A 12,339-nucleotide genomic window follows, 5' to 3' on the forward strand; every position below is an offset into this window, starting at 1 on the left:
GGTCGGAGCCGGTGAGCTTGCGCACAGGCGCTGCGGGCAGGCGCCGCGGGCAGGGCTAACCCGAGGCCGGCACTGCCGCCGTGGACCGCTCGGCTTTGGCCGACATGGTGCGCAGGACCTTGAGTATTTCCGGTGACAGCGTGATTTCGCCGGCGCTCCGGGACGCCTGCAGCACCGCTGCCTGATCGGCGTCGAGGCCGCGGAAGACGTCACGGACACTCACGCCGTGGCTGGGTGCGGTCACCACTTCCACCGTGTCCCCCGCAGTGATGCTGCCGCGGCGGCGGACCCGCAGATAGGTGCCCACCCGGCCGGCCTCCGCAAAGCGGCGCTGCCAGTTCGGCACCTCCATCCGCCGTTGGAAGTTGCGGCAGGGGGTACGCGGACAGGTCACTTCCAGCTCGACTTCGGCGCCGATCCGCCACCGCTCGCCGATCAGGGCGGCAGTGGCGTCCAAACCGTCCAGCCGCAGGTTTTCGCCGAACAGGCCGGGCGGGATCTCGCGTCCCAGTTCCCGGGACCAGTACTCGGCGTCATCCTGGGAATAGGCATAGATTGCCTTGGATTCACCGCCGTGGTGTTTGCGGCTGGCCTGCAGGTCTCCGGTCAGCCCCAGGGGATGGACTTTTACCGGTCCTGCCACGGCGCGTTTGTCGATGGCAGTGACGCCGGTGGCGTCCTTCGTGGGCAGGAGGCCGTGCACCAGGCAAACGGCGAGCAGTGAACCGGTTCTCATGCCAGCAGTTTAGGGCTGCGGCTCCGTGGCCCGCTGCAACCCGGGCGGATTGTTGCGCCACCAGTGGCGCGGGCGGCTGCCCCAATAGTTGACGGTCCACCAGGCCAGCAGCCCGATACCCCAGAAGACACCGGCGCTGGAGGCCATCAGCCACGGCTCGGGCAGCTGGGAGTCCAGGTTGGGCGCATTGAACAGTTCGCCGATGGTCTTGGGCGAGTAAATGAAGATCACCAGCGAGGAGGCCAGCAGGAGGAACCCGGTGATCTTCAGTCTCCGGCGCTCCGGCTCCAAATCCATCATGTTCCGGGCCAGGACAGGGATGAAGAGGGCCACCCAGACCCAGTGGTGCGACCAGGAGACGGGGGAAATCAGGAGCATCAGCAGCGCGGTGGCCGCCAAAGCGGTGAAAGTCTCCTCGCGGTTGCCGGCGATGCGGATGACGACGGCGGCAGCGGCGACAGCCATCAGCGACAGGAGGAGCCACGGAAGGTCGACGGGGAAATCCGGGCCGCCGAAGTGCAGGATCGCACCCTTGATCGAGAGGTTGTCCACGTAGCCGGCACCGCCGATCCTCGAGGTGTCCGGCAGCAGGTCCAGCCAGTACGTGCGGGATTCCCGCGGGAGGATCAGGAAGCCCAGGGCGAAGGTTGAGAGGAAGCCGTAGGTCATGTTGCGCAGTCCGCGCCAGTCGCCCCGTGCCAGGAAGTACAGGCCGAAAACCAACGGGGTGAGTTTCAGCCCGGCCGCCACCCCGGTCAGCAGCCCGGTGGGCCAGCCCTCCTTCTTGATCACGAAGTCGGCCATGATCAGCCCAAAGAGCAGGATGTTGATCTGCCCGAAGGCCTGCGTTTCGCGCCACGGTCCGAGCAGCACGATCAACCCGGTACCCGCGATCGCCAGCGGCCGGAGCCAGGGGTGGCGGAGTACATCCATTGCGCCCCGGCGGCGGAAGACATAGCGGACTGCCCAGACGGCAGTGGCTGCGGCAATGGCGATGGAAATGCCGGTGAAGATATTCAGCCCCACACTCTGGCCGAACGGAGCCAGCACGGCAAAGACCAGCGCGGCAAAAGGCGGGTAGGTGAAGAGCAGGCTGCTGTCGGCGTCGTACTGGACCGACTTCGTATACAGTTCACCGGCGGCGTCGATGACGCTTTGCCCGCCGGAAAGGTAGACGCTGAAGTCGAGGCCGTGGCGCGGCGACAAGTCGAAAGCTGTCCATACGAGCAGTCCGGCTAATGCCAGCGCCCCCAGGGTCGCAACGGTCCGCACAAAAGCGGATCGGTGGATCTGGCCCATTGTTCTCCCTGTAAGACTGCCGGCCGCGCGTGTGGCGCTACATAGCGTTTTTTCGTCGATCTTGACACCCGCAAGTCTACCGGGCAGGCTGCCCCGCCTCCCCCGCCCGGAGGCAGGCGATAGGCTGGCCGGACCAGATCAGTAAGCGAAAGGTCCCCATGTCCCCCGCGCTTCAAGCCATCACCAATGCCCATGTGGTTCCGGTCACCGGCAGGCCCTTCGACGGCACCGTCATCGTCGAGGACGGACGGATCCGGGAGCTTGGCCCCGACGTCGTTGTGCCCGCAGGCGCCCGGGTGCTCGACGCCGGAGGACAGTGGCTGCTGCCCGGGCTGGTGGATGCGCACACCCACCTCGGCGTGCATGAGGAGGGTGAAGGCTGGGCCGGCAACGATTCCAACGAGATGACGGACCCGGTGATGGCGGGCGTCCGCGCCCTGGACGCCGTCAACCCCTTTGATACAGGGTTCGACGACGCGCTGGCCGGCGGAGTGACCACGGCGAACATCAACCCCGGTTCCGGCAACCCGATCGGCGGGCAGGCAGTGGCGCTGCACACGCACGGGCGCTATCTGGAGGAAATGGTGCTGCGCGCACCCAGCGGCCTGAAGTCCGCGCTCGGAGAGAACCCGAAGCGGATCTACAGCGACAAGAAGCAGACCCCCTCCACGCGTTTGGGTACGGCGATGGTGATCCGGCAGGCCTTTATGGATGCGCAGAACTATCTGGGCAAGGCGGACCCGAACGCCCGCGACCCGCACCTCGAAGCCCTGGCCATGGTGCTGAAGCGGGAAATCCCCTGGCGGCAGCATGCCCACCGGGCGGACGATATCGGCACCGCCCTGCGGCTGGCGGACGAGTTCGGCTACGACCTGGTGCTGGACCACGGCACCGAGGCGCACCTGCTGGCCGACGTCCTGGCCGAACGCGGCATCCCGGTGCTCATCGGTCCGCTCTTCACCACCCGTTCGAAGGTGGAGCTGCGCGGCCGCAGTATGGCAAATCCCGGGAAACTGGCTGCTGCCGGGGTGGAGATCTCCATCATCACCGACCATCCGGTGGTCCCCATCAATTTCCTGATCTACCAAGCCGCGCTCGCGGTGAAGGAGGGGCTGGACCCCGACGAGGCACTGCGTGCCGTGACGATCAATCCCGCCCGGGTCCTGGGCCTCGCGGACCGGCTCGGTTCCCTGGAACCCGGCAAGGACGCGGATCTGGTCCTGTGGAGCGGCGATCCGCTGGACGTCATGCAGCGGGCGCTGAAGGTGTGGATCGGCGGCCGGGAGGTCTACCGCTATGACCTTGAGGCCCGCGAACAGATCGTGGCGCCCCGCTGATGGGACCGGGTTCCGGCACCCCTGCGCCGCGCACTCCCGCGCCGCGCGCCCGCCCGCCCCGCATCATCCGGGCGGCGGCGGCCGCCTGGCTGGCGGCAGCTGCGCTGGTGGCCACGGCGGGTGTCTCCTTCATCATTTCGGCCCGGACCCAGCACCAGGACAGCGCTGCGCTGACCTTGTTGGGAACCCTGGCCCTGGTGCTTGCTGCCCTGAGCGCCTACAGCGTGCTGCGCCTGCGCTCGGGGAAGCGCAGCGCCCGGGAAACACTGAGCAGCATCGGTGTGATTGCCGGGTTCCCGCTGCTCTTCCGCGGCCCGGCGCTGGTAGCCGTAGGCCTGGTGCTGCTGGCCTGCACGGCGCTGCTCTGGCTGCCGCAGAGCAGCAGGTATTTCCAGCTCCGCGACCCCAGGAAGCGCAAGGGGCGCAGGGATACGGCTTCCTAGAGCTGCCCCAGCGCCTGGTCGAGGTCCGCAATGAGGTCCTCGACATCCTCCAGGCCCACCGAAAGCCGCAGCAGGTTCTCCGGCACGGCCAGTTCGGTGCCCTTGACCGAAGCGTGGGTCATTTCCGAGGGGTAGTTCATCAGGGACTCCACCCCGCCCAGGGATTCGGCGAGCAGGAACAGCCGGGTGGATTCGGCCACTTTCCGGGCCGCTGTCTCGCCGCCCTTGAAGGACACCGAAACCATTCCGCCGAAGTCCTTCATCTGGGCCTTGGCCAGGTCATGCCCCGGATGCTCTTCCAGTCCCGGATACAGCACGTGCTCCACTGCTGGCTGCTCCTTCAGCCACTTCGCCACGGCCATTGCGCTGGCGGAATGCCGGTCCATCCGCACCGCCAGGGTCTTCAGGCCGCGGGTGGTCAGCCAGGCTTCCATCGGCGCGGAGACCGCACCGACAGCGAACTGGATGAATCTGATCTCCTCCGCCATGGCGTCGTCGTTCAGGATTACGGCACCGCCTACGGCGTCGGAGTGCCCGCCGATGTACTTGGTGGTCGAGTGCACGACGATGTCGGCCCCCAGGGCCAGCGGCTGCTGCAGGTACGGGGACGCAAAGGTGTTGTCGACCACCAGGAGAGCACCGGCGTCGTGTGCTGCCTGTGCCGTTGCGGCGATGTCGCTGATCTTCATCATCGGGTTCGACGGTGTTTCGAGCCAGACGATCTTCGTGTTCCCGGCCGCGATGGCAGCCGCAACCGCCGCGGCGTCGGACATGTCCACGGCAGCATTGGTGATTCCCCACTTGCCCAGCACCTTGTTGATCAGGCGGTAGGTTCCGCCGTAGGCATCGTTGCCCAGGACGATGTGGTCCCCGGGAGCCAGCAGCCCCCGGATGAGGGCGTCCTCCGCGGCCAGCCCGGAGCTGAAGGAGAAGGCATGCCTGCCGCCTTCCAGTGCTGCAAGCTGCTGCTGCAGCGAATCCCGGGTGGGGTTGGTTCCGCGGCCGTACTCATAGCCGTTGCGCAGGCCGCCGATACCGTCCTGGGCGTAGGTGGTGCTCTGGTACAGCGGCGGAATAACTGCGCCCGTGGTGGGATCCGGTTCCTGGCCCGCATGGATGGCGCGGGTACTGAAGCTGCTCATGGTGTTCTCCTAGCGCCGGCCGGGACCGGCAGATTGGTGCAGGCAGCACCCCTGCGAAGGTGCGCCGGGGTTACAGGCTCAGGTACGAAAGTAGGTCGTGCCGGGTCAGCATGCCAACGGCTGCGCCATCGGACGTAACCATGACGGCGTCGTCCTCCTGCAGCTTGGAGCGCGCGGCGGCCACGTTGTCCCCCGCACCCACCAGCTCCGGACGCGGCCCCATATGCTCGCTGATCCGATCCGTCGGCTTGGCCTCGCCGCGGAAGAGCTTCTCCGTCAGCGAGCGCTCATCCACGGATCCGAGGACTTCGCCCAGGACCACCGGCGGTTCCTGCGAGAGGACAGGCAGATACGAGACCCCGTACTCGTTCAGGATGGCGATGACGTCCCGCACGGTTTCGTTTGGATGGGTATGGACCAGTTCCGGCAGCGAGCCGTCCTTGGTGGCCAGCACGTCGCGGACGGTGGCCTGCTCCCCGCTGTCCTGCAGGAAACCGTAGGAGCGCATCCACTCGTCGTTGAAAATCTTGCCCATGTATCCGCGGCCGCTGTCCGGCAGCAGGACCACAACGACGTCGTCGGGCCCCAGCGAGCGGGCAACTTCAAGGGCCGCCGTGACGGCCATGCCCGAGGAACCGCCTACCAGCAGGCCTTCCTCCCGGGCGAGGCGGCGGGTCATGGTGAAGGACTCCGCGTCCTTCACGGCAATCACCTCGTCCGGCACGGACGGATCGTAGTTGTCCGGCCACATGTCCTCCCCCACGCCTTCCACGAAGTAGGGGCGGCCCGTGCCGCCGGAATACACTGACCCGTCCGGGTCAGCGGCAATCACGCGTACCGGCCCGGAGGCACGTTCCGCGGAGACTTCCTTCAGATAGCGTCCAGTGCCGGTAATGGTGCCGCCCGTTCCGGCGCCTGCCACGAAGTGCGTCACCCGGCCGTCCGTATCCGCCCAGATTTCCGGTCCCGTGGATTCGTAGTGGCTGGCCGGGGCCGACGGGTTGGAGAACTGGTCCGGCTTGTAGGCGCCGTCGATCTCGCGCACCAGCCGGTCGGAGACTCCGTAATAGGAGTCGGGGCTGTCCGGAGCGACCGCCGTCGGGGTGACCACCACTTCGGCACCGTAGGCACGCAGTACGTCCCGCTTCTCCACCCCCACCTTGTCCGGGGTAACGAAGATGCATTTATAGCCCTTCTGCTGGGCCACCAACGCCAGCCCGACGCCGGTGTTGCCGCTGGTGGGCTCAACCACCGTGCCGCCGGGCAGCAGCTTCCCCTCACGCTCGGCCGTGTCGATCATCTTCACGGCAATGCGGTCCTTCACGGATCCGCCCGGGTTCAGGTACTCCAGCTTCACCAGGACGGTGGCACTGATGCCTTCGGTCACGTGGTGGAGCTTCACCAAGGGAGTGTTGCCGATCAGGTCCAGGACGGTATTGGCATACTTCATGTGACCCACGGTACTTCTTCCTTCCCGCTGTGGCATGGGGGACGGAACGCGGCGTAGCAAAAGCCACAATCGGGGCAGCCAGCAGTGCGGGCAGAAGCGGGGGTGGTACGTGCAACGATAGTTGCATGTCCTTCACTGCCGCTGTTCCAGCGCTGCAGCAGGCTCACTCCGGTCTGGTGCGCTGCTGGGAGTCCCCCGCCCCGTACTGCCTGCAGACTTCGCTGCGCATCCTGGTCCGCGGTAAGCAGGATCCGACCATCCGCCTCGGCCCGGGTGTTGCGTGGCTGGCCTTCCTCACCCCGGAGGGTCCGGCCACCCTGAACCTTCGCGAGGAACCCGTCCCGGCCCCCGGCGCACGGGTCCGCGCCCAGGCCTGGGGACCGGGTGCCCGGTGCGCGCTGGACTCGGTACCCGCCCTGCTGGGCGAACACGACGACTGGTCCGGCTTCGACGACGAGGCGTTCCTCGCCACCCTGCCCCGAATGGTCACCGAGACCCGGCGCCGGAACCTCTCCCTGCGGCTGCCGAGCACGGGCCGGATCATGGACAGCCTGATCCCTGTGGTGCTGGAGCAGAAAGTCACCGTGCTGGAGGCCTACTACGCCTGGCGCTACCTGGTGACCCGCTACGGCGTTGATGCACCCGGCCCGGCGCCGTCGGGCATGAAAGCCTCCCCTGCCCCGGAGACCTGGCGGAAGATCCCCAGCTGGGACTGGCACCGGGCACGGGTGGACCTCTCCCGTTCCACCACCATCCTGCGGGCCTGTGCACTCGCCTCGGGGCTGGAGCGGCTGGCCGGGGATCCGCTCGGCGAGGAGCTGACCGCCAAGCTCTGCTCGGTGCCGGGAATCGGCGTGTGGAGCGCTGCGGAAATCACCCAGCGGACACACGGCGCTCCGGATTCCGTCTCCGTTGGCGACTACCATCTGGCCGCCTACGTGGGCGCGGCCCTCACCGGGAAGCGGACCGACGACGCCGGCATGCTGGAGCTGCTCGCACCCTGGCGGGGCCACCGCCAGCGGGTGGTGCGGATGATCATGCTCAGCGGTTACCGCAAACCCACCTACGGGCCGAAGCTCGCCCCGATGGATCACCGCCGACGCTGAGGTATTCGAGGGTCGGTTGCACGGCGGTTTCCGTGGAAGTCCTATGGTGGGGGAATGGAAACCAATACCCCCATCAATCTCCGCGCCACCCTGGTCCCGAACGCCGGCGAGCACATGCGCGTGAAGCTGGCCCTGGACATCGCCATTGAGCAGGTACGGACGGAACCGGGCTGCCTGCGCTACGAAATCATTGAGGACTCGGAGGCGGCAATTGTGCTGGCGGAACAGTGGGCCTCCCGCGAGGATCTGGAGCGCCATGCCCGTGGTGCAGCCCTCCAGGACCTGCAGGAATCCCTCAGCGCCCTGCTGGCCGAACCGCTCAAGGTGGAACGGGTCTAACCGGGCGTCAGTTCGGGGCGATTGCCATCCGGTAGATGGATTCGGGTTCCGCCCCGAACCGTTTCAGCACCGCGACCACCGCTTCCTCATGATCTGAGTCCACCGCTGCCTGCACCCGGAACCGCTCATCGAAATCGATGAGGCGCTTTTCGCTGCGGAAAGAATCGGTCCGGATCTTCCCGGAGTAGACAGCGGTGTCGGAGAGCTCCAGGGAGCGGGCGCCGGCCATCAGCAGCGCGTCCCGCAGCCCGTCAATGCGCTCGGTGTTGACCACCGCGCTGACGACATGGCTGGGTGCGGAGTGCCGGACGTCACCGCCGGGGCTTCCGTCCACCGCCGCCCGGCCTGCTGCCGTGGGCCGGGCGCTGATGCCGCTGAGTGAATATGCGGACGAGTCCTGCTGGACGCGGTCAAGGTCCTCCTGCTCCGGACCCGGCTCCTTCAGCCCTATGGTCCGGGAAATGACGGCGGCAACAATCCAGCTGAGCACGAAGGAGAAGAGCACCACGGAAACGAGGGCCACGATCTGGTGCCACAGCAGCATTCCCCCGCCGCCGGAGAAGATGCCGTCATCTCCGGCCGGGTTCACTGAACTGTCCCCGAAGAAACCCAGCAGGAAGGACCCCAGCACACCGCCCACGAAATGGACGGCAATGACGTCCAGGGCGTCGTCGTAATGCAGGACGCTCTTGAGCCGCACCGCCACCACGCACACGCATCCCGCGATCAGTCCGATCAGCAGGGCCGCCCCGGTGCCGACATAGCCTGCGCAGGGCGTGATGGTGGCCAGGCCCGCAACTGCACCGGAAATGGCTCCTACCAGCGTGCAGTGTCCTCTGGTGATCCGCTCCACAAGCAACCAGGTGAGCATCGCGGCCGATCCTGCCACGTGGGTATTGATCAGCGCCTGCGCGGCAATGTCGTTGGCCTGCAGCCCGTCACCCGCATTGAATCCGAACCACCCGAACCAGAGAATGCCACCGCCCACCAGCATCAGCGGAAGGTTGTTGGGCGAGTTCCGAAGGTTGGGCCACCCGCGCCGCCGGCCCACCACCAGCAGCACCGCCACGGCGGCGGCACCCGCGGAGGCGTGCACCACCATGCCGCCGGCCCAGTCCTGGGCACCGAGCTGGAACAGCCAACCCTTTGGATGCCAGAGCCAGCGCGCCACCTGCGGATAGACCAGGATGGAGAATGCTGCAAGGAAAACCACCCAGCCGGCGAACCGGAGCCTGCCGGCTGTCGCGCCGGTGAGCAGTGCGGGAGTGATCACCGCGAACATCATCTGGTAGGCCACGAAGGCCAGCGTTGGAATGGTCACGCCCGCCGCAACGGTGTGGAACTGCGGAGTGTCGACGTCGATAAGCGCAAAGGCATCGAATTCGCCGAGCACGGAGTTGCCCCGGTTGCTGAAGGCCAGGGTGTACCCGACCAGGATCCAGGTCACCGAGATGATTCCGAGCGGGATGATGTTCTGCATCAGCATGGTCAGGACGTTACGGACCGGAACCATCCCGCCGTAGAAGAGTGCCAGGCCCGGGGTCATAAACAGCACCAGCCCGGCGCAGATCAGCACCCACGCGGTGTCCGCCCCGTTCATGCCGGCCTCCCCGGGATGTCAGGTGTTCCGGTTCCGGCTTTGCCGATTGTTCCGCTGCTGCCGCACATACGATCCCCGCTTCCAACTCCGCTTTTATCAAGCCGTGGGCGTTCGAGTGGCGGAGGCCCGAAAAGCTGTGACGGGACCCCGGACCAATTGAGCGTACCGCCGGGCCGGGAGGCATCAGAAGGGTGCGGGCGCGAAGACAGCCCGGCAGGACCGATTTGGTTTCGGTCCTGCCGGCGTGCTGCTGTTCGTCCGTCCTCCTGCTTAGCGGACGGACCGGTGGACTAGTGCGAACCCACCATCCCGTTCGGGTCGATGACGTATTTCTTCGCCACGCCCGAATCGAACTCACGATAGGCTTCGGGTGCTTGGTCCAGGCTGATCGGCGTGGCGCTGACGGCCTTGGCGATCTGCACCTTGTCATGCAGGATCGCCGTCATCAGTTCACGGTTGTACTTCATCACCGGACACTGCCCGGTGGTGAAGGACAGCGACTTGGCCCAGCCGGTACCCAGGTTGATGCTGAGCGAACCCTTCTGCGCCGCCTCGTCCACGCCGCCCGGATCGCCGGTCACGTACAGTCCCGGGATGCCCAGTGCCCCGCCGGCAGCCGTGACGTCCATCAGCGAGTTCAGCACAGTGGCCGGTGCCTCGCTGCTTGACCCGGCACCGTGGCCGCGGGCCTCGAACCCGACGGCGTCGACGGCGCAGTCCACTTCCGGCACCCCGAGGATCATTTCGATCTGGTCCTGAGGAGCACCCAGCGATACATCCACGGTTTCGCAGCCGAAGCTGCGCGCCTGGGCCAGCCGCTCCTCATTCAGGTCACCGACAATCACCACGGCGGCGCCCAGCAACTGTGCCGAGACTGCTGCCGCCAGACCGACTGGTCCCGCCCCGGCGATGTAGACGGTGGAGCCAACCCCCACCCCGGCGGTGACTGCGCCGTGATAGCCGGTGGGGAAGATATCCGAAAGCATGGTGAGGTCAAGGATCTTCTCCATGGCCTGGTCCTTGTCCGGGAACCGCAGCAGGTTCCAGTCCGCGTACGGTACCAGGGCATACTCGGCCTGGCCGCCCACCCAGCCGCCCATATCCACGTATCCGTAGGCGCTGCCGGGGCGGTCGGGGTTCACGTTCAGGCAGATGCCGGTCTTGCGTTCCTTGCAGTTGCGGCAGCGGCCGCAGGAAATGTTGAACGGCACCGAGACCAGGTCGCCCACCTTGATGAACTCCACGTCCGATCCGGTTTCCACCACTTCCCCGGTGATCTCATGGCCCAGAATCAGGTTGGGTGGCGCCGTCGTCCTCCCGCGGACCATGTGCTGGTCGGATCCGCAGATGTTGGTGGTGACCACCTTCAGGATGGCGGCGTGTGGAAGTTTGCGCCCGATGTTAGCCGGGTTAACACCCGGCCCGTCTTTCAGTTCGAAGGTGGGGTAGTCGATGTCCTGGACTTCCACCACGCCCGGTTCCAGATAGGCAATCCCTCGGTTGGAACTCATGTTGTCCTCGCTGTCGTCTCGTCGTCGTTGACGTCCGCACTGCTCGCTCCCCCGTGCACTCCCCCATGCGCTCCCCAGACGGTGCGCCTTATGGAAGCGAGGGTACAACGGCCGCTGCGGCGACGGTAGACGTGGCGTTTTCGAATCCGCGTAGCCCGGACGGCGCCTTTAACGCAATCAGGGAAGCATCCTGGAGCGGATGCTTCCCTGAAGGAAAAAGCGGGTGGGGCTAGGCCTGCTTGGCCTGGCCGTTTGAGCCTGCTGCTGCCTCGCGCTCCTGCGCTGCAATCTGCTCGTGCACGGCCGCCATATCCAGGCCCTTGACTGCTTCCACCAGTTCGCTGAACTGGCTGGCATTCAGGGCTCCGGGCTGGGAGAACACCAGCACCTTCTCACGGAACGCCATGAGGGTGGGAATGGAGGTGATGCCGGCGGCAGCTGCCAGGCCCTGCTCAGCCTCTGTGTCCACCTTGGCAAAGGTGATGTCGTCGTGCTGCTGCGAAACGGATTCATATACGGGTGCAAACTGCTTGCAGGGACCGCACCAGTCCGCCCAGAAGTCCACGAAGACTATGTCATTTTCCTCGATGGTCTCGGGGAATGTTGCTTCGGTGATGTCGATAGTAGCCATGGTCCAACGCTAGCCGGGGCCGGTGGCATTGTCTGTAGCTGTTCGCTGTCCGGTGAAGCCCTCTAGGCCCTGGGCAGTTTCGTCAGCCGGCGGATGACGGGCAGCGCTGCCGACAGGGCGCTCCGCTCCTCGCTGCTCAACTGCTCCAGCAGGGCCGCCATCAGCGCCGTCCTGCTGCCGTTGGCTTCCTGAAGCGCTTCGCCTCCCTGCGAAGTGAGAGTCACCCGGACACCGCGGGAATCATGGGGATCCGGACTGCGCTTCAACAGGCCCGCACCCTCAAGGCGGATGATCTGCTCCGTGGCGCTGGGGACCTTCACTCCGAGGTTCCGGGCAATCTCGCTCACCCGCATCCCCTCGCCGGCGGCCATCTTCATGATGCTGACCTGCGTGGCGCTGATGTCCGTATCCGCGTCCATGTTGCGGGCGATATACAGTGCCAGCCGGAGGGATTCACGGAATTCCTCGGCGAGGTCGTCCAGGGCGGGATCGCTAGTCATATTTAGGGAGCCTAATATCTAGGAGTTCTGGGCGCAAGGGCCCCGGGAAAGGAAAAACCCGCCCTCACCAGTGGTGAGGACGGGTTTGTCTGTGGCAGATACTGGATTCGAACCAGTGAAGGCGTTGCCAGCTGATTTACAGTCAGCCCCCTTTGGCCGCTCGGGTAATCTGCCGAGTGTCTTCAAGTGAAGACCTTGCCCGCAGTAGCTGCGGACAAGACAACTTTACCGAAGATTCTCCGAAG

Annotated in this window: 12 protein-coding genes and 1 tRNA gene; 4 read left to right on the forward strand and 9 right to left on the reverse strand. The window is 66.1% G+C overall.

Features of this window, described 5'->3' with window-relative positions; genetic code table 11:
• Window positions 1-55 precede the first annotated feature (55 nt).
• Window positions 56-736, reverse strand: coding sequence for an MOSC domain-containing protein (locus N2K99_RS13130; protein ID WP_227933021.1), 681 nt, complete (start codon window positions 734-736; stop codon window positions 56-58).
• Window positions 737-745: 9 nt separating this feature from the next.
• Complete coding sequence (locus N2K99_RS13135; protein WP_227933020.1) at window positions 746-2,035, reverse strand: glycosyltransferase family 87 protein; 1,290 nt, start codon at window positions 2,033-2,035, stop codon at window positions 746-748.
• 158 nt (window positions 2,036-2,193) lie between these two features.
• On the opposite strand from N2K99_RS13135, the gene N2K99_RS13140 reads away from it, so the two are divergent.
• Window positions 2,194-3,372: an amidohydrolase gene (locus N2K99_RS13140; RefSeq protein ID WP_227933019.1), complete on the forward strand. Its 1,179-nt coding sequence runs from the start codon at window positions 2,194-2,196 to the stop codon at window positions 3,370-3,372.
• The gene (locus tag N2K99_RS13145; protein WP_227933018.1) at window positions 3,372-3,815 is read left to right on the forward strand and encodes a hypothetical protein; all 444 of its coding nucleotides are present in this window, start codon (window positions 3,372-3,374) and stop codon (window positions 3,813-3,815) included. The genes N2K99_RS13140 and N2K99_RS13145 overlap by 1 nt, the downstream gene beginning before the upstream one ends.
• On the opposite strand, the gene N2K99_RS13150 is transcribed toward N2K99_RS13145, so the two are convergent.
• A complete protein-coding gene (locus N2K99_RS13150; RefSeq protein ID WP_227933017.1) occupies window positions 3,812-4,957 on the reverse strand; it encodes a cystathionine gamma-synthase in 1,146 nt (381 codons plus the stop codon). The genes N2K99_RS13145 and N2K99_RS13150 overlap by 4 nt on opposite strands.
• A 70-nt stretch (window positions 4,958-5,027) precedes the next feature.
• Window positions 5,028-6,407: a cystathionine beta-synthase gene (locus tag N2K99_RS13155; protein WP_227933016.1), complete on the reverse strand. Its 1,380-nt coding sequence runs from the start codon at window positions 6,405-6,407 to the stop codon at window positions 5,028-5,030.
• Between the two features lie 125 nt (window positions 6,408-6,532).
• Between N2K99_RS13155 and N2K99_RS13160 the strand changes: the two genes are divergently transcribed.
• Both N2K99_RS13160 and N2K99_RS13165 read left to right on the forward strand, forming a co-directional pair.
• Window positions 6,533-7,513 (forward strand): DNA-3-methyladenine glycosylase, encoded by a 981-nt coding sequence (locus tag N2K99_RS13160; protein ID WP_227933015.1) that lies wholly within the window; start codon window positions 6,533-6,535, stop codon window positions 7,511-7,513.
• A gap of 54 nt (window positions 7,514-7,567) precedes the next feature.
• Window positions 7,568-7,852, forward strand: a complete 285-nt coding sequence (locus N2K99_RS13165) for a putative quinol monooxygenase (RefSeq protein ID WP_227918863.1) — start codon at window positions 7,568-7,570, stop codon at window positions 7,850-7,852.
• Window positions 7,853-7,859: 7 nt separating this feature from the next.
• On the opposite strand, the gene N2K99_RS13170 is transcribed toward N2K99_RS13165, so the two are convergent.
• The 5 genes from N2K99_RS13170 to N2K99_RS13190 form a co-directional block, all read right to left on the reverse strand.
• Window positions 7,860-9,452, reverse strand: coding sequence for an ammonium transporter (locus N2K99_RS13170; protein WP_227933014.1), 1,593 nt, complete (start codon window positions 9,450-9,452; stop codon window positions 7,860-7,862).
• Window positions 9,453-9,742: 290 nt separating this feature from the next.
• On the reverse strand, window positions 9,743-10,963 hold the full coding sequence (gene fdhA, locus N2K99_RS13175; protein WP_227918868.1) for a formaldehyde dehydrogenase, glutathione-independent: 1,221 nt from the start codon (window positions 10,961-10,963) through the stop codon (window positions 9,743-9,745).
• Between the two features lie 229 nt (window positions 10,964-11,192).
• Window positions 11,193-11,594: a thioredoxin gene (gene trxA, locus N2K99_RS13180; RefSeq protein ID WP_227918870.1), complete on the reverse strand. Its 402-nt coding sequence runs from the start codon at window positions 11,592-11,594 to the stop codon at window positions 11,193-11,195.
• A gap of 62 nt (window positions 11,595-11,656) precedes the next feature.
• Window positions 11,657-12,094 carry a MarR family winged helix-turn-helix transcriptional regulator gene (locus N2K99_RS13185; RefSeq protein ID WP_227918872.1) on the reverse strand — a complete coding sequence of 146 codons (438 nt, stop codon included), beginning with the start codon at window positions 12,092-12,094 and terminating at the stop codon, window positions 11,657-11,659.
• A gap of 92 nt (window positions 12,095-12,186) precedes the next feature.
• Window positions 12,187-12,268 (reverse strand) — tRNA-Tyr (locus N2K99_RS13190).
• Window positions 12,269-12,339 lie beyond the last annotated feature (71 nt).

The sequence above is a fragment of the Arthrobacter sp. zg-Y1110 genome (assembly GCF_025244865.1).
In the GTDB taxonomy this organism is placed as follows: Bacteria; Actinomycetota; Actinomycetes; order Actinomycetales; family Micrococcaceae; genus Arthrobacter_B.